The following is a 14,956-nucleotide window of genomic DNA, read 5'->3' as shown; positions in this document are numbered from 1 at the left end:
GTTGGCCGAAAAGCCGAAACCACATGATGGTGTGCGTTGGCCAAAGGCGTAAGTTTACCCTCCCACAATAATCGAGAATCAATTATGCGTACTGTTGCAGACATGCTCGCCAACAAGACGAAGCCCAACAACATCATTGCTCCGAATGCCATGGTAGTAGAAGCCCTGCACCTGATGAAACAGGTGAATCTGAGCTATGTGATAGTGATGGATGGCGATGTGCTGAAAGGTATTTTCAGTGAAAGAAATTATAGCCGCAATGTGGCGCTGGAAGGTAAAAGCAGCGCTACCTGTCCGGTAAAAGAAGCCATGACCAAGGCCCTGGTAAAAATTAGTCCGGAACATACGGTAGAAGAATGTATCCAGCTCATTCTGGACAATAAGTGCCGCTACCTGCCGGTGGAAGAAAACGGCCAGTTGCTGGGCGTCATCACCATTCATGATATTCTTCGGGAAGCTTTGCGCAGCAAAGAAGCGCTGTTCGACAGCAGCCTTACCGACCGCCTGATAGAAGAGGGATCGGTGTACTAATCAGCCGTTGTTGATATACGGAAAAATGAGCAGAAATCCGGTGAGCAACATCACCCGGACAGGAAAAGTTTTTGGGGAAATTTAAGCATTCCTCAAATCCTTTTGCCATGACAACCGCCGCCGCTATTCTCCGTCAAAAATCTACAGCTTTCAATTATGTGCATCCGCAATACAATGTGCTGGAGGCCATTCATTTGTTGAGCTCACTCAACCGCAGTTTTTGGTGGTGATGGAAAAAGGAGCATACAAAGGCATTTTCACGGAACATGCATTGGTGCAAAAGATGGCAACGCCGGGTTGGCAGGCAGCCGAAAAAACGGTGGCCGATGTAATGGACACCAAACTACCTGCGGCATCTATCGATAGCAGCCGCCACGAAATGATGCAGCTGATGATTTCGCACCACACCCGCTACCTGCCAGTGTTTGATGGCTACCGCTTTGCAGGTGTTATCTCTATGAACAATTTGCTGAAAGCGATGCTCTATCCATCCTTCTCGCTGGAAGAATTCTTTGCTTCGCCCCGTGGCGATTTTGATGCAGCCTTGCAGGGGTAGGAGATGGAGTTGACGGGTTGAAGAGTTGATTAGTTAATTGGGGAAAAGGCAGTAAGCAATAGGCAATAATGGAGTGCATAGAAAATGACCATCAATGAATGAGGTGAATAGTGCGTTGAAATGCTTTCCACCTATATCCGACATCGTACATCAGCCATCATACTTCTACTTCGCACCTCGTACTACCCACTTCTTACCTAATCACTACTTCCTTCACCGTATCGGCACCGAGTATTTCATTTACCCGTTGCATGATGGTTTCCCGCTGATACATCAGTTCGTGGCGCAGTGGTGCCACATGGGTACTGATGAATAATGTATGATTCACCAATTGTAATTTCTCGGTATAGCGGGCCACCGTTTTGCCCATCATGTTTTCCCACACTTCGGTGAGTTGCTGAGCCTGTATGCCTTTTTTCAATTTGCTTTTATTCAAAAAGGCCTGCATGGCTTCACCCATATTCATTTCGCTGTTCATGTGGTCGGTCGGTTGAGAAATCAAAGTAACAAAATTCCAGTTGCTCAGGGGGCAATTTCAATGATGTCGTAATCGGCACCGATGGCGGAGAGTTGTGCCTCCAGCCGGTCGCGGTGGGTATCGGTAATAAACACCTGTCCTTGTTTTTCTACACACACTTCCCGCAGCAGATTGGTCATGCGGTGGTTGTCGAGTTTTTCAAACACATCATCCAGCAGCAGCAGCGGTGCAAAGCCCTTGTGTTGTTGCAGCCATTCGTATTCGGTGAGCTTGAGTGCAAAGAGCAAACTTTTGCGTTGGCCCTGGCTGGCCAGTTGTTTAAACGGTTGGCCTTCCAATAGCAGTTGCAGGTCGTCGCGGTGTATGCCTGCTGTAGTGCGTTGCAGTGCCAAATCTTTGGGCAAAGCCTGCTGCAGCAATGCAAGGTAGTTACTACTGTCGGTGTTGGCAGGTAAGCAAGCCTGATAGCTAAACGCTACATGTTCTTGTCCACCAGCAATGAGTTTATAATGTTGTTCTGCCTGCGGCAAAAACTGTTGCAACAATTGATACCTTGCCTGCAGCACAAATACAGCTCTCGTGGCCAGTTGTTCGTTCAAAATTTCCAGCAGACTGTTTTGTTTGCTGCCAGTTTCGGCCATTTGTTTCAGCAGGCTGTTGCGCTGTTGCAGCAGCTTGTTGTACTCCATCAGTTGCTGCAGGTATTGCGGATTGATTTGGCAGAGCAGCCCATCCATCAGGCGGCGGCGGGTTTCGCTGCCACCGGTAATAAGTTCTACATCATCCGGCGCAATGATGACAGCGGGCAGCCGGCCCACATGGGCACTCACTTTGGGGTAGGGCTCTTCGTTCCAGCTGATTTCTTTTTTACCCGTTTCGCGGAGCACACACACTACTTGTGCGGTGCTGCTGCCAATGGCAAACTTGCCCGCCACCCGAAAGCCCGCCTGACCGTGGTGCACCAGGGCGGCATCGCTGCCGGCAAAATAGCTTTTGGTAAAACAGAGGTAGTAAATGGCATCCAGCAGGTTGGTTTTGCCAGCCCCGTTGGCGCCACAAATGCCCACCACTTTTTTGGCAAAAGCCTGTTGTGCCGAAAAGTGGTTTTTAAACTGAAATGCCGATATGTGCTGCAGCCGGAGCATGGGGCGCAAGGTAGAGGAATAGTTGATAGATGGTAGATGGTAGTTGGTAGTGGAGCTGCGGGATGGTTCAATGTTTTTGGTTTTTGGTTTGTGGTTGATATGATGATTGCTTTGCCAACGACAAACTAAAAACCTCAAACCACAAACTTTTCAGAAACACTACGTGCTCCTTGCTTGTCTTTGCGTCTTCGTGGTTCAAAAAAAGCCGCTTTTTCCCCGAAACCCCACATCCGGCAACGTAGCCATGAAAACTAGCGGGGGCAGTGCTCTTCAGTTTCGGTCTTCCCACCTATATTTGCGGCTCATTTTGAAGGAGTATGGCCAAGAAATTCACCAAAGAAACCTACCTGTACTGGTACGAACTGATGTTGTTGATTCGTCAGTTTGAGCTGAAGGCAGAAGAAATGTATAAAATGGCCGGCAAAATCCGTGGCTTTTTCCATGCCTACATTGGCCAGGAAGCCATTGCCGCCGGTTGTATGACCGCCACCCGTTTGGAAGATCCATTTGTGACCGGCTACCGCGACCACGGTTTGGCTATTGCCAAGGGTATGTCGCCTCAGTCGTGCATGGCCGAACTGTACGGCAAAGCCACCGGCTGTGCCAAGGGTAAAGGTGGTAGCATGCACTTCTTTAGCAAAGAGCATTACTTCTTTGGCGGCCACGGTATTGTGGGTGCCCAAATTGGTACCGGTGCTGGCCTCGCATTTGCCGAGCAATACAGAGGCACCGATAATGTAGCCCTCGCCTTCTTTGGTGATGGTGCTGCCCGTCAGGGCATGTTGCACGAAGTGTTCAACATGGCTATGACCTGGAAGCTCCCCGTGATCTTCATTTGCGAAAACAACAACTACGCTATGGGTACCTCGGTAGAGCGTACTTCTAACGTAAGAGATATTTACACCCTGGCCGATGCATACGATATGCCCGGCGATGCGGTGGATGGCATGCACCCCGAAGCCGTACACGAAGCCGTAGAACGTGCTGTAAAACGTGCCCGTGAAGGTGGCGGCCCCACACTGCTCGAAATGAAAACGTACCGCTACAAAGGCCACTCTATTTCTGACCCTCAGAAATACCGGACCAAAGAAGAGGTAGAAGAATACAAGCAGCGTGACCCCATCGAGCAAATTTTGATGACCATCCGTACCGAAGGTTTGGCTACCGAAGAAGAACTCGACGCCATTCACCAACGTGTAGATGCCGTGGTAGAAGACAGTGTGAAGTTTGCAGAAGAGAGCCCATGGCCCGATGACAGCGAAGTATTGAAAGATGTATATGCCGTGGACGAACCTTATTTGTTCGTAAACGATTAAGCCTTTTATTTCAACGATTGTTTTATTCCATTTCTAAGCACAACAATTAATCATGTCGGATAATAAGAACATCCAGTTTGAAGAAGTAGTCGACGACTCAGCCAAAGTGATTGCCAAAGCACAGGGCTTTTGGGCAAAATTCAGCAAGCCCATTGTTTATGTTGGCAGCGCCATCATCATTTTGATTGGTGGTTATTATGGCTATCAAAAATTGTATGCACAACCGCAGGAAGAAAAAGCTGCCGATGCCATCTGGCATGCGCAGCAATACTTTCAGCAGGATAGCCTGAAGCTGGCATTGAACGGCGACGGTCAGTACCCCGGTTTTGAAAAAGTGGCCAGCACCTATGGCGGCACCAAAGTGGGCAACCTCGCTAAGTTTTATGCTGGCGTTTGTAACCTGCGTCTCGGCGATTTCAAAAAAGCAGAAAGCTATCTGAAAGACTTTAGCACCGATGCTAAAGAAATTCAGGCACTGGCTTACTCTCGTTTGGCCGATGCTTATGCAGAGCAGGGCAAAAAGGCGGAAGCTGTAGGTATGTATGCCAAAGCGGGTACGCATTATCCTGAGCAGCAGGCGTTGAGTGCCGAAAACCTGTTTCGTGCTGCCTTGCTGAGCGAAACCCTCGGCAAAAACGACGACGCTATCAAGTATTACAAAGAAATCAAAAGCAAATATCCCCGCACCGACCGTGGTTTTCAGGTAGACAAATACCTGGCTCGTTTGGGTTCGGTAGATTAATGCCGGCGAAAAATATTTTCAACAAATAGCGGCTCAGTGTGGGTCGCTATTTTTGTTCTTAGCAAACAATTCAACCCTCGCAATATCAGATATGGCAAGTATAGGAAATGCAGCATTGCTGGCATCGGTACCACAATTGATTTCACCGGTGCGTATCGCCATTGTAAAAACCGCATGGAATGCGGCCATCACCAACAAACTGGAAGCTGGCGCTTTGCGGGTGCTGGCTGCGGCAGGCATTACTGATGTGCATTCGTACACTGTGCCTGGTGCTGTAGAAGTGCCTTACATGGTGCATCAACTGGCCAACAGCGCCAACGATTATGCTGATGCTTACATTGCGTTTGCTTGTGTCATCAAAGGCGATACACCGCATTTCGATTATGTATGCCAAAGCATCACACAAGGCATTACTCAACTCAATATTATGTTACCCTCGCCTGTGATTTATGGTGTGCTGACGGTGCTAACAGATGAGCAGGCACAAGAACGCATTGGCGGCAAGCATGGTCACAAAGGGGAAGAGGCAGCTATTACTGCTTTGCAAATGATTGCGGCGAAAAGAGGATTAGAAGGATAATCAGCCATATAGTTGAAACGTTCACAAGTTCACGGGTTTACGAGTTAATACATTCACCAATTTCTGCAATCCCTATCATCATGAAAGTTCAATTGTTCGTTCCTTGTTTTATAGATCAGTTGTATCCCGGCGTGGCGTTTAATATGGTGAAAGTGTTGCGCAAAGTAGGCTGCGATGTAAGCTACAATGCCAACCAAACCTGCTGTGGTCAGCCGGCTTTCAACGCCGAGTTTTCAGGAAGATGCAAAAGACGTTTGTAAAAAGTTTTTGCAAGATTTTGCGGATGATGCAGTGGTGGTGGCACCCAGCGCCAGTTGCATTGGCTTTGTAAAAAATTATTACCCGCAGCTCTTTGCCAATAGTATGTACAGTGGTCAGGCCGATGCTTTGAGCAAGCGGGTATTTGAGTTCTCCGATTTTTTGGTGAATCAATTGCACATCACCGATGTAGGTGCCAGGTTTGAAGGCGTGGTTACCTATCACGACAGCTGCGCAGGTTTGCGGGAAGTGGGCATTAAACAAGAGCCACGCACCTTGCTGGCTAACGTACGTGGATTGACGCTGACTGAAATGAACGATGTAGAAACCTGCTGTGGCTTCGGCGGCAGCTTTGCCGTGAAGTTTGATGCCATCAGCGGCGCCATGGCCGATCAGAAAGTAACGAATGCTGCAGCTACCAACGCACAATACCTGGTGAGCACCGATATGAGTTGCCTCATGCACATAGATGGTGTAGCTAAGAAAAAAGGAATTGAGCTACAAGTGCTGCATTTGGCCGATGTGCTGGCGAGTGAGTAAACAACAAATGTGCGAATTAGCTAATGTGCTAATATGCCATGAAATACAATGAAGTTAATTGTTGATATGCATCAATTGAAAGCGGCTGTCTCACATTGTTGAGACAGCCGCTTTTAGTAGGAGATGATGTAGCGTTGTAATGAACTTACTAGTAAAAACTGAAAGCCATATCAGCTATCAGACATCGTACATCTAACATCAAACATCTTACTTCGGCAGTACCACATGGTCTACCACATGAATTACACCGTTGCTCTGAAATACATCAGCAATGGTTACATGCGACATGCCACCTTTTTCGTCTGTCAGCATGACGGTTTTGCCGTCGGTTGTAGCGGTGAGTTTACCACCTTGAACAGTTGTCAGCACTGCCTTACCGTTACCTTTTTTAATGAGACCCAAAATGCTTTTGGCATCGTACTTACCCGCTACTACATGGTAAGTGAGTACAGCTGTCAGCGTGGCTTTGTTTTCAGGCTTCAGCAGTGTTTCTACCGTTCCTGCTGGCAGCATACCAAAGGCTGCGTTGTTCGGCGCAAATACTGTGAAAGGCCCAGCTCCCTGCAAGGTTTCTACCAGTCCGGCAGCTTTTACAGCAGCCACCAGAGTAGTGTGGTCGGCTGAGTTTACCGCATTTTCTACAATGTTTTTAGAAGGGTACATGGCAGCGCCGCCTACCATTTTGGTGTTTTCTTTTTGTGCTTGTGCGCCTACAAAAAGCAAAGAAGCAATAGCCGCTGCGAAAAATTGTTTGGTCAGTTTCATACCGTTTTTTTTAGAATGATTTTTAATGGAGGATTGATGTTTACATGTAATCAACGCATCCAATTACGCCCGGTGCTCCAGGTTGGATTGAACCTGATTGGAAAATATTTGTTAATGGAAATAACTGTTGAAGCTAAACGGGATGCTCCTGTTGTTTTGTACCACAACACTCTCGCATTCTCTTAATTTTGGCACTTCTATTTACACATAACCACTACTTATAACTATGGCTTATTGGCTGGTAAAATCAGAACCGTTTAAATACAGCTGGGATCAGTTTGTAAAAGACAAACAAACCTTTTGGGATGGTGTACGCAACTATCAGGCCCGCAACAATTTGAAGGCCATGCAAAAAGGGGATGAAGTATTTTTTTATCATTCCAACGAAGGCCTGGCCATTGTAGGCATTGCCAAAGTGGCGAAGGAGCATTATCAGGATCCGACCACCGAAGACCCCAACTGGGTAGTGGTGGATTTGAAGCCCGTGAAAGCTTTTAAAAAGCCGGTGACACTGGCCGAAATGAAAGCAGAGCCGGCTTTGTCCAATCTGGCACTTATCCGGCAAGGACGTTTGTCGGTTTGCCCCGTTACTGAAGCGGAGTGGCATACCATTATGGAAATGGGCAACATGCAGTAAACAACACGAACAGCTATTTATGCAACCGCATTTCGAAAGAAATGCGGTTTTTGTTTGTATTAACGTATGCCAGTGGTTACATCAGTTAGTGGATGCGAATTATGGGTTGTAGCATGCATGCAACACCACCACCTATGGCTATTTGTGTAAACAGATAGTCTTATTCATCTCATTGCTAAAAACCAACCGTATGAAACCATTGCATGTAATCATGCTGCTGGCTACCCTTGCTGTAGCCTGTAGTACCGGCGCCAATCAGGAAACTGCTACTACTGCCGATGTTCAACTGGCAGAAGGACAACAAAACAAGATTGATTATACTGCCGCAGCTGTAGATTCTGCTGCAGCACCAGCTCCTCCAGCACCCGAAGAAGAACAAGTGCTCAACAGTGGCAACGCCATTCCGCCTGCACCGTTCAATCGGCAAATTATTCGCAACGCACAAATAGAAATGGAATGTGCTGACTTCAAATCATTCAGTGCACAGCTGTATGGCGTTGTAAAGAGCAATGGCGCCTGGCTGGATAGTGATCAGGAAACACAATCGGACTACCGCCGTCAAAATGTAATGACCATCAAAGTGCCTGTGGCAAAGTTTGATGCACTCATGCAAGCCATCACATCGCTCAAGGGTGATGTGCGGGAAAAGAAAACCAACAGCGAAGATGTAACCAATGCCATTGTGGATGTGCAGGGCCGCTTAGAAGCCAAGCGGCAAACACGTGCCCGCTACATGGAGCTGTTGAAACAGGCGAATAAAATGGAAGACATTTTACAAGTGCAGGAGCAAATTAATTCGATTACGGAAGAGATAGAAAGTGCTACGTACAACATCAAAAACATGCAGGCACAAGCGGCGGTGAGCACCATTACTCTCACGTATTATCAGCCCATTGAAACACCCAATGGCTACAATGAACCCGGTGTATTTACCCGCATGCTCGATGCCTTGGGCAAAGGTGGCAGCGGCATTGTTGAACTCAGCATTGTGTTGCTTACGCTCTGGCCATTGTGGTTAGTAGTTGCCGGTTTAATATTTTGGATACGCAAAAGGAGAGCAGCAACATCTGTTGTAAAACAGTCTTCATAGTGGTATGGTCGTTAGTTGATAATCCATAGCAGCATTGGCTTGTCTGATGCTGCTATTTTTTTGCTCAGCCGGTTGAGGAAAGCATAGGATATCATGGGGCATCCGAGGCTGTTGCAAATCATATCAGGATATGGAATGGTATCGGGCACACAGTCATAGGCATGCAACACCACCAATCGTTCAAAGGCGTTGCTATTGCTGGCATCCAGCCCATGTAGTTTGTAGGCTTTTCCAAAATTGCCTTTGTACGAACCGCCTATGCGGTACCGCCCCAAACTGCTGCAGTAGCTGTTGGGCACATTGCTAAACCGGGCTGTGGCCGCGAATGCATCGCCACCGGCACCATGAGCCACCATGCCGCTGTCCAATACTTTACCGGTTAGTACATCCATCAACACCATACGGGGCAGACCACTATGCATGCTCAGGTCGGCAATGATGACTTCTGTGGTATTGAAATTTTTGCTGCGCAGCCATTGTGGTAATATGGCCCGCAGGCTATCTCTTTTTGCTGAAAGCGATGTGTTTGTATTTGCTGAATCCACAGCGTTTCATTGTCCTCGTTGGTTGGTTTTTTCAGGGATGCGGTATCAGATTTGGCCGGCTCATACTGGCAGGCCAACAGTAACAGCAACGCAGCAGGTAGCAGCAGTGATTTCATGTGTAGCGGATGCAGTTTTCATGATTTTCCATACGCAGGTTCTAAGTTTTTTTGGAATGGCTGCGATTAACTTTGCTGCATGAACGATAAGAAGAAGCTCGTAGTATTAACCGGTGCTGGTATAAGTGCAGAAAGTGGCCTCAAAACTTTTCGCGACAGCGAAGATGGCTTGTGGAACGGTTATGATATTGAAGATGTAGCCACACCCAATGCGTGGCGCAAAAATCCGCAGCTGGTACTCGACTTCTACAATTATCGCCGGGCCGAAGTGGTGAAGGCTCAGCCCAATGCGGCACATGTTGGATTGGTGGCTTTAGAAGATTGGTTTGATGTGACCATCATTACTCAAAACATTGATGACCTGCACGAACGGGCGGGTAGTAGCCGTGTAGTACACCTGCATGGCGAAATTTTAAAAATGCGCAGCGAAAGAGATAGCGAATTGATATCCCCAATCACTGGCGATATACAACTCGGTGACAGCGCTGAAGATGGTGCGCAGCTGCGGCCACACATTGTATGGTTTGGCGAAGCGGTACCCATGATTGAACTTGCTGCCGATATTACATCCATGGCTGATGTGTTTGCGGTAATGGGAACATCACTGCAAAGTATATCCTGCTGCGGGGTTGTTGCATTATACGCAGGCAGGCATACCCACTTTTGTGGTAGATAAAAAGCTGCCAGCAGTTAGTGGCCTCAGTAATTTGGTACAAATAGAAGCGCCTGCAACCGTGGGCATTGTACAATTAACCCAACAGCTGCAGGCGCTAATCTAAAGAAGCTAATTAGCCTTTCAATTCCTTTATCAAGTCTATATAAGCTTGCATGCTTTCTTCGCTGCTTTTGCCTTTAAGAGCAGCCCATGCATTGTGTTTGGCTTTGCCTACAATATCAAACATACCGGTAGGTCCTTCGGCAGGAGCATCGCCATCAACCGCTTGTTTGTAAAGGCTGTACAGTTTCAGCAATATGTCGTTAGAAGGACGGCTGCTGAGTTCCTTACTATCGGCTACGGCTGCTTCAAATTGCGCTTTCAAATCCATATTATGAGTTTAGATATGCTGCGAAGGTATTTGCCGCTGCATTAGTGGCCAATCTAATTTGTCGTAATTGTCAATGGAATTTTTGCTTCTACAGTGGTGCCCAGGCCTGGCGCCGTGGCAATGTTCAAATGACCATTGGCTGCATTGAGTCGTTCTCGCATACCCAGCAATCCGTGGTGCAGCCTGGTGTCTACCTGCTGATAATTGAAGCCGACGCCATCATCAGAAATGCGCAGCTCTACCTGGTTGTCGTTTACAAGCAGCACTATGTGCACTTTATTGGCTTGTGCATAGCGTACAATGTTGGTCAGGCATTCCTGAGCTACGCGGTACACAATCAGATTGATTTCAGCAGGAAAAATGTGCGGCTCTATGTAGCAATCAAATTGAACAGAAATATTGGTTTTGTGGGTGAAGTTGCTCACCAGCCATTCGAGAGAACCTTGCAATCCCAAATCTTCCAGAATATTCGGATGCAATGAGCTATGAATGCGCCGGAATGAAGACGACAATTCGTTTACATTTTCAATCAATGCATCCAAACGTTCTTCTACTTCTGGCGGCATGTCTTCCATGTGGCGTTTCAACCATTTGGCATCAAACTTCAAAGCGGTAAGCTGCTGTCCCATTTCATCATGTATATCCCGGGCTATTTCTTTCTTTTCAATTTCGCTCAGGTCTTGCAGGTGAATGGAAAGTTCCCGCAGTTCATTTGTCAGTTGGCGCAGCTGCTGCTCGGTTTCTTTTGCTTTAGTAATGTCTACCGCTGTGGCAGAAAAATGAGATGGCGAGCCATCTTTATGGCGGTGCATAATGGTTACCATCCACACCACTATTTCAAATCCACGGCGAGATTTAAAGCGATACTCACCCGACCATTTTCCGTCTTTTTGCAATTGCTCAATCACAGCCATTCTCGACGCTTCATCCATGCTTTCCGGAATGAATTCGTCGATGCTGATGTGATTGCTGATATCTGTTTCGGTAAGGCCCAGCACATCTTTAGTAGCCTGGTTGGCATATTGCAAATTGAACTCTAGATCGCCAATGGCTACATAGGCTGTGGTGTTTTCGATCAGGTTTACCAGTGCCTGCTGTTCTTCTTCCAGTTTTTTCTTTTCGGTAATGTTTTCTTTTACTGCTACATAGTGGGTTATTTCACCCTGCTTATTGGTAATGGGAGAAATGGTTGCCGACTCCCAATACACTTCGCCGTATTTGGTTTTGTTTTTAAACTCACCATGCCAGTCTTTCAAATGCGAAATATCATTCCACAGTTGTTTGTATTCATCTTCTTTGGTGTAGCCCGTTTTTAAAATATTGGGGTTTTGTCCAATGGCTTCAGCTTCGGTATAGCCGGTGAGTTTGCAAAAGGCTGGGTTCACATATTCGATACTGCCATTTACATCGGTTATTACCACAGAAGCAGAACTCTGCTCAATGGCCCTTGAAATTTTGTACAACTGCCCTTCAGCCGCTTTGCGTTTTTTCTCAGAGATAATAGCCTGCAAAGCATAGCTGATGTTTTTACTTACCTGCACCAGCAGTGTTACTTCTTCATTGGCAAAAAAGTTGGGCAATGCAGAGTATAAACTGAGTAAAGCAATCGGTTTGTTGTCAACCGTAAGCGGCAATGCAATGGAAGAGCGGAAGCCACGTTTGAGGCCTTCATCCCGAAAAATGGCCATCATGGGGTCGGTAGCAATGTCGTTGCAAAATACCGGTATGCCCTTGCGCATGGCTGTACCAGATGGGCCTCTGCCTTCGGGCACATCGGCCAGTGCAATGCCTTTAATACTAGTAAGATAATCGGTACCTGTGCCTGCTTTAAATGCTGGTTCTACCTTGCCGGTTGTTTGATCGGGCATGCCAATCCACGCCATCATAAAGCCACCAGTTTCTATAGCAATGTCGCACAGCGATGCATAGGTTTCTTCTTCGGTATTTGCCCGCAGTATCAGTTCATTTACCTCACTGATAAATGCATACAATCTTCTTGATTTCAATAATTCTTCGTGGGCTTCCCTGTATGGCGTTACGTCTCTCAGCCTTATGGTAAGCCCCTTGTCAAAAGGGAATACTTCGGCAATGTACCAGGTGCCCGACTGGCGGTATTCAAACTCAATGCTAAAGGAGGATTGTTCATCAAATGCCTGGGTTAAAGACGCTGATAAATCGGTATTCGAAATTTTGAATAGTAATTGGGCAACGGATTGTTGTACTACCAGTACGGGGTGCAAATCAAAAATTCTGTACAGGCTGTTATTGGCATATACAACTGTAAGGTCTTCTTGGCATACAAGAAGGCCATCATCAATACTATTGACTGCTTGTTGCAGATACATCACACTACTGGTTTGTTTTCCGCCTGTATTTTGAGTAAATCCAGGTTTCACGTTCATTTCTATGGGTATTTGGCTTAAGGGTAAAATGCGAAACCTCCAGCAGGCTCATTCCACTCTGTAAGAATAACTAAAGATAAAGGCCCAATGATTTACACATTTGTAGTAGTATTTCTACTTTGCTGTGGCTTCCTGTCGGACAAATAACCCAACTCAGCCCGCTTTTGCTGGCCTCCACCCGCTAATGCTAATGCTGAAAAGCCATTCAACAATTAACGGCTTCAAACCCCTTGCCCGCCTATCTTTGCCGCCTTATAAGCATTATGAAGGAGATACGGAATTTTTGCATTATTGCCCACATCGACCATGGTAAGAGCACCCTGGCCGACCGACTGTTGCAAACCACCAATACCATCAGCGAACGACAAATGATGGATCAGGTGCTGGACGATATGGACCTGGAGCGGGAAAAAGGCATCACCATTAAGAGCCACGCCATCCAGCTCGATTATAACTATACCGGCAGCAAGCCCGAATTGGCTGGCCAAAAATTTACCCTCAACCTCATTGATACCCCCGGCCACGTAGACTTTAGCTACGAAGTAAGCCGGGCACTGGCTGCCTGCGAAGGCGCCCTGCTGCTGGTGGATGCTGCCCAAGGTATTCAGGCGCAAACCATCAGCAACCTCTATTTGGCATTAGAAAACGACCTCGAAATCATCCCCGTCATCAACAAGATCGATATGGATGGCGCCATGGTGGAGGAAGTAGAAGACCAAATCATCGACCTGATTGGCTGCAAGCGGGAAGACATTCTTCGTGCCAGTGGCCGTACGGGTTTGGGTGTGCCCGAAATATTGGAAGCCATTGTAGAACGCATACCCGCACCGGTGGGCGACCCCGAAGCGCCGTTGCAGGCACTCATCTTCGATAGTGTATTCAATAGTTTCCGTGGCATCATCGTATATTATCGTATTGTAAATGGTACACTCAAAAAAGGCGACAAAGTAAAATTTGCTGCCGTGGGTACCGAGTACGAAGCCGACGAAGTAGGCATTTTGAAAATGGGATTGGCACCTCGTCAGGTAGTCAACTGCGGCGATGTAGGCTACATCATTACCGGTATTAAAAATGCCAAAGAAGTAAAAGTGGGTGATACCATTACCCTGGCCAGCCGCCCTGCGGAAATGATCAAAGGTTTTGAAGAAGTAAAGCCCATGGTATTTGCGGGCATCTTCCCTGTAGAAACCGATGCCTTTGAAGAACTGCGGGATTGCATGGAAAAACTGCAGCTCAACGATGCCTCTCTCACCTTCGAACTCGAAACCTCACAAGCCCTCGGCTTTGGTTTCCGATGCGGTTTCCTGGGTATGCTGCACATGGAAATTATTCAGGAGCGACTGGAGCGGGAGTTTAACCAAACAGTAATTACCACCGTACCCAACGTAAGTTTTATTGCTACCACTACCAAGGGCGAAGTCATTACCATCAGCAACCCGGCCGATATGCCCGAAGTGGTGCGAATTGAAAAAATAGACGAGCCATTCATCAAAGCACAAATCATTACCAAGCCCGAGTACATTGGCAATATCATGACCTTGTGCATTGGCAAGCGGGGCATGCTCATCAATCAGGGCTATCTTACACCTACCCGTGTTGAGCTCATTTTCGAAATGCCGCTCACCGAAATCGTGTTCGACTTTTACGACAAACTGAAGAGTCAAACCCGTGGATACGCTTCGTTCGATTACCATCCCATTGGCTACCGCGAAAGTGATATTGTAAAAATGGACATCCTGCTCAACAGTGATAAAGTGGATGCATTGAGTGCCCTTATTCACCGTGGCCGTGCACAGGGAGTTTGGCCGTAAGCTTTGCGAAAAACTGAAAGAACTCTTGCCTCGTCAGCAATTCCAGATTGCCATTCAGGCCGCCATTGGTGCCAAAATTGTGGCCCGAGAAAACATCAGCGCCATGCGAAAAGATGTAACCGCCAAGTGTTATGGTGGCGACATTAGCCGGAAGCGTAAACTGCTGGAAAAGCAGAAAGAAGGTAAGAAGCGGATGCGCCAGATCGGTAACGTAGAAGTGCCACAGGAAGCCTTCCTTGCTGTACTGAAACTCGATGATTAATCTTTTATTCTATTGTAGTAATACTTCCCGCCGCCTGCACATACGCAGGTGGCGGTTTTGTTTGCAGCAGTGACTGTCCGTACCTATGGGTATGATTTCGCTCAGCATTCTGGTGGGCATAGATTCCCGAACTTTA

19 protein-coding genes are annotated in these 14,956 nt (G+C 47.2%); 13 read left to right on the top strand and 6 right to left on the bottom strand.

Features of this window, described 5'->3' with window-relative positions; genetic code table 11:
* Nucleotides 1–84 precede the first annotated feature (84 nt).
* From GLV81_RS14445 to GLV81_RS14440, 3 genes are all read left to right on the top strand, one after another.
* Nucleotides 85–531 carry a CBS domain-containing protein gene (locus GLV81_RS14445; RefSeq protein WP_157479498.1) on the top strand — a complete coding sequence of 149 codons (447 nt, stop codon included), beginning with the start codon at nt 85–87 and terminating at the stop codon, nt 529–531.
* 107 nt (nt 532–638) lie between these two features.
* Complete coding sequence (locus GLV81_RS21360; protein WP_281350702.1) at nt 639–761, top strand: hypothetical protein; 123 nt, start codon at nt 639–641, stop codon at nt 759–761.
* Nucleotides 761–1,087: a CBS domain-containing protein gene (locus GLV81_RS14440; RefSeq protein ID WP_157479497.1), complete on the top strand. Its 327-nt coding sequence runs from the start codon at nt 761–763 to the stop codon at nt 1,085–1,087. Before GLV81_RS21360 ends, GLV81_RS14440 begins: the two co-directional genes overlap by 1 nt.
* A gap of 193 nt (nt 1,088–1,280) precedes the next feature.
* On the opposite strand, the gene GLV81_RS14435 is transcribed toward GLV81_RS14440, so the two are convergent.
* Both GLV81_RS14435 and recF read right to left on the bottom strand, forming a co-directional pair.
* Nucleotides 1,281–1,565 carry a DciA family protein gene (locus GLV81_RS14435; RefSeq protein ID WP_157480765.1) on the bottom strand — a complete coding sequence of 95 codons (285 nt, stop codon included), beginning with the start codon at nt 1,563–1,565 and terminating at the stop codon, nt 1,281–1,283.
* A 44-nt stretch (nt 1,566–1,609) separates the two neighbouring features.
* Nucleotides 1,610–2,848 carry a DNA replication/repair protein RecF gene (gene recF, locus GLV81_RS14430; protein WP_246186026.1) on the bottom strand — a complete coding sequence of 413 codons (1,239 nt, stop codon included), beginning with the start codon at nt 2,846–2,848 and terminating at the stop codon, nt 1,610–1,612.
* Between the two features lie 179 nt (nt 2,849–3,027).
* On the opposite strand from recF, the gene pdhA reads away from it, so the two are divergent.
* The 5 genes from pdhA (at nt 3,028) to GLV81_RS14410 (ending at nt 6,146) form a co-directional block, all read left to right on the top strand.
* Nucleotides 3,028–4,026 carry a pyruvate dehydrogenase (acetyl-transferring) E1 component subunit alpha gene (gene pdhA / locus GLV81_RS14425; protein ID WP_157479496.1) on the top strand — a complete coding sequence of 333 codons (999 nt, stop codon included), beginning with the start codon at nt 3,028–3,030 and terminating at the stop codon, nt 4,024–4,026.
* A 52-nt stretch (nt 4,027–4,078) separates the two neighbouring features.
* Entirely contained in the window at nt 4,079–4,768 is a 690-nt protein-coding gene (locus tag GLV81_RS14420; protein ID WP_157479495.1) for a tetratricopeptide repeat protein, read from the top strand.
* A gap of 91 nt (nt 4,769–4,859) precedes the next feature.
* Entirely contained in the window at nt 4,860–5,348 is a 489-nt protein-coding gene (gene ribH, locus GLV81_RS14415) for a 6,7-dimethyl-8-ribityllumazine synthase (RefSeq protein ID WP_157479494.1), read from the top strand.
* An 80-nt stretch (nt 5,349–5,428) separates the two neighbouring features.
* The gene (locus GLV81_RS20570) at nt 5,429–5,608 is read left to right on the top strand and encodes a heterodisulfide reductase-related iron-sulfur binding cluster (protein WP_246186025.1); all 180 of its coding nucleotides are present in this window, start codon (nt 5,429–5,431) and stop codon (nt 5,606–5,608) included.
* Nucleotides 5,609–5,615: 7 nt separating this feature from the next.
* Nucleotides 5,616–6,146, top strand: a complete 531-nt coding sequence (locus GLV81_RS14410) for a (Fe-S)-binding protein (protein WP_246186024.1) — start codon at nt 5,616–5,618, stop codon at nt 6,144–6,146.
* Nucleotides 6,147–6,353: 207 nt separating this feature from the next.
* Here the strand turns inward: GLV81_RS14410 and GLV81_RS14405 are convergent, their stop codons facing one another.
* The gene (locus GLV81_RS14405) at nt 6,354–6,911 is read right to left on the bottom strand and encodes a fasciclin domain-containing protein (RefSeq protein WP_157479493.1); all 558 of its coding nucleotides are present in this window, start codon (nt 6,909–6,911) and stop codon (nt 6,354–6,356) included.
* Nucleotides 6,912–7,137: 226 nt separating this feature from the next.
* Here GLV81_RS14405 and GLV81_RS14400 point away from each other — a divergent pair, with 226 nt between their 5' ends.
* Both GLV81_RS14400 and GLV81_RS14395 read left to right on the top strand, forming a co-directional pair.
* Complete coding sequence (locus tag GLV81_RS14400; RefSeq protein ID WP_157479492.1) at nt 7,138–7,548, top strand: EVE domain-containing protein; 411 nt, start codon at nt 7,138–7,140, stop codon at nt 7,546–7,548.
* Nucleotides 7,549–7,738: 190 nt separating this feature from the next.
* Complete coding sequence (locus GLV81_RS14395; RefSeq protein WP_157479491.1) at nt 7,739–8,638, top strand: DUF4349 domain-containing protein; 900 nt, start codon at nt 7,739–7,741, stop codon at nt 8,636–8,638.
* Nucleotides 8,639–8,649: 11 nt separating this feature from the next.
* Here the strand turns inward: GLV81_RS14395 and GLV81_RS14390 are convergent, their stop codons facing one another.
* Nucleotides 8,650–9,183 carry a murein L,D-transpeptidase catalytic domain-containing protein gene (locus tag GLV81_RS14390; RefSeq protein WP_157479490.1) on the bottom strand — a complete coding sequence of 178 codons (534 nt, stop codon included), beginning with the start codon at nt 9,181–9,183 and terminating at the stop codon, nt 8,650–8,652.
* A 195-nt stretch (nt 9,184–9,378) separates the two neighbouring features.
* Here GLV81_RS14390 and GLV81_RS14385 point away from each other — a divergent pair, with 195 nt between their 5' ends.
* On the top strand, nt 9,379–9,975 hold the full coding sequence (locus tag GLV81_RS14385; protein WP_246186023.1) for a Sir2 family NAD-dependent protein deacetylase: 597 nt from the start codon (nt 9,379–9,381) through the stop codon (nt 9,973–9,975).
* A 112-nt stretch (nt 9,976–10,087) separates the two neighbouring features.
* Here GLV81_RS14385 and GLV81_RS14380 read toward each other — a convergent pair whose 3' ends face one another.
* Complete coding sequence (locus GLV81_RS14380) at nt 10,088–10,345, bottom strand: acyl-CoA-binding protein (protein WP_157479489.1); 258 nt, start codon at nt 10,343–10,345, stop codon at nt 10,088–10,090.
* A 53-nt stretch (nt 10,346–10,398) separates the two neighbouring features.
* Complete coding sequence (locus GLV81_RS14375; protein WP_157479488.1) at nt 10,399–12,747, bottom strand: PAS domain S-box protein; 2,349 nt, start codon at nt 12,745–12,747, stop codon at nt 10,399–10,401.
* A 263-nt stretch (nt 12,748–13,010) separates the two neighbouring features.
* Here GLV81_RS14375 and lepA point away from each other — a divergent pair, with 263 nt between their 5' ends.
* Nucleotides 13,011–14,558 carry a translation elongation factor 4 gene (lepA, locus tag GLV81_RS14370; protein ID WP_281350701.1) on the top strand — a complete coding sequence of 516 codons (1,548 nt, stop codon included), beginning with the start codon at nt 13,011–13,013 and terminating at the stop codon, nt 14,556–14,558.
* Nucleotides 14,515–14,820: a hypothetical protein gene (locus tag GLV81_RS21760; protein ID WP_281350700.1), complete on the top strand. Its 306-nt coding sequence runs from the start codon at nt 14,515–14,517 to the stop codon at nt 14,818–14,820. Before lepA ends, GLV81_RS21760 begins: the two co-directional genes overlap by 44 nt.
* Nucleotides 14,821–14,956 lie beyond the last annotated feature (136 nt).

This window comes from Phnomibacter ginsenosidimutans, from assembly GCF_009740285.1.
Taxonomy (GTDB): Bacteria; Bacteroidota; Bacteroidia; order Chitinophagales; family Chitinophagaceae; genus Phnomibacter; species Phnomibacter ginsenosidimutans.
The sequence above is the reverse complement of the archived record's forward strand: the minus strand, read 5'-3'. Positions and strand labels throughout refer to the sequence as shown.

What these genes read in the sequence shown, in the direction of transcription:
- GLV81_RS14445 (WP_157479498.1), top strand. Translation starts at nt 85, where the DNA reads ATGCGTACTGTTGCAGACATGCTCGCCAACAAGACGAAGCCCAACAAC.
- GLV81_RS21360 (WP_281350702.1), top strand. Translation starts at nt 639, where the DNA reads ATGACAACCGCCGCCGCTATTCTCCGTCAAAAATCTACAGCTTTCAAT.
- GLV81_RS14440 (WP_157479497.1), top strand. Translation starts at nt 761, where the DNA reads ATGGAAAAAGGAGCATACAAAGGCATTTTCACGGAACATGCATTGGTG.
- GLV81_RS14435 (WP_157480765.1), bottom strand. Translation starts at nt 1,565, where the DNA reads ATGAACAGCGAAATGAATATGGGTGAAGCCATGCAGGCCTTTTTGAAT.
- pdhA (WP_157479496.1), top strand. Translation starts at nt 3,028, where the DNA reads ATGGCCAAGAAATTCACCAAAGAAACCTACCTGTACTGGTACGAACTG.
- GLV81_RS14420 (WP_157479495.1), top strand. Translation starts at nt 4,079, where the DNA reads ATGTCGGATAATAAGAACATCCAGTTTGAAGAAGTAGTCGACGACTCA.
- ribH (WP_157479494.1), top strand. Translation starts at nt 4,860, where the DNA reads ATGGCAAGTATAGGAAATGCAGCATTGCTGGCATCGGTACCACAATTG.
- GLV81_RS20570 (WP_246186025.1), top strand. Translation starts at nt 5,429, where the DNA reads ATGAAAGTTCAATTGTTCGTTCCTTGTTTTATAGATCAGTTGTATCCC.
- GLV81_RS14405 (WP_157479493.1), bottom strand. Translation starts at nt 6,911, where the DNA reads ATGAAACTGACCAAACAATTTTTCGCAGCGGCTATTGCTTCTTTGCTT.
- GLV81_RS14400 (WP_157479492.1), top strand. Translation starts at nt 7,138, where the DNA reads ATGGCTTATTGGCTGGTAAAATCAGAACCGTTTAAATACAGCTGGGAT.
- GLV81_RS14395 (WP_157479491.1), top strand. Translation starts at nt 7,739, where the DNA reads ATGAAACCATTGCATGTAATCATGCTGCTGGCTACCCTTGCTGTAGCC.
- GLV81_RS14385 (WP_246186023.1), top strand. Translation starts at nt 9,379, where the DNA reads ATGAACGATAAGAAGAAGCTCGTAGTATTAACCGGTGCTGGTATAAGT.
- GLV81_RS14380 (WP_157479489.1), bottom strand. Translation starts at nt 10,345, where the DNA reads ATGGATTTGAAAGCGCAATTTGAAGCAGCCGTAGCCGATAGTAAGGAA.
- GLV81_RS14375 (WP_157479488.1), bottom strand. Translation starts at nt 12,747, where the DNA reads ATGAACGTGAAACCTGGATTTACTCAAAATACAGGCGGAAAACAAACC.
- lepA (WP_281350701.1), top strand. Translation starts at nt 13,011, where the DNA reads ATGAAGGAGATACGGAATTTTTGCATTATTGCCCACATCGACCATGGT.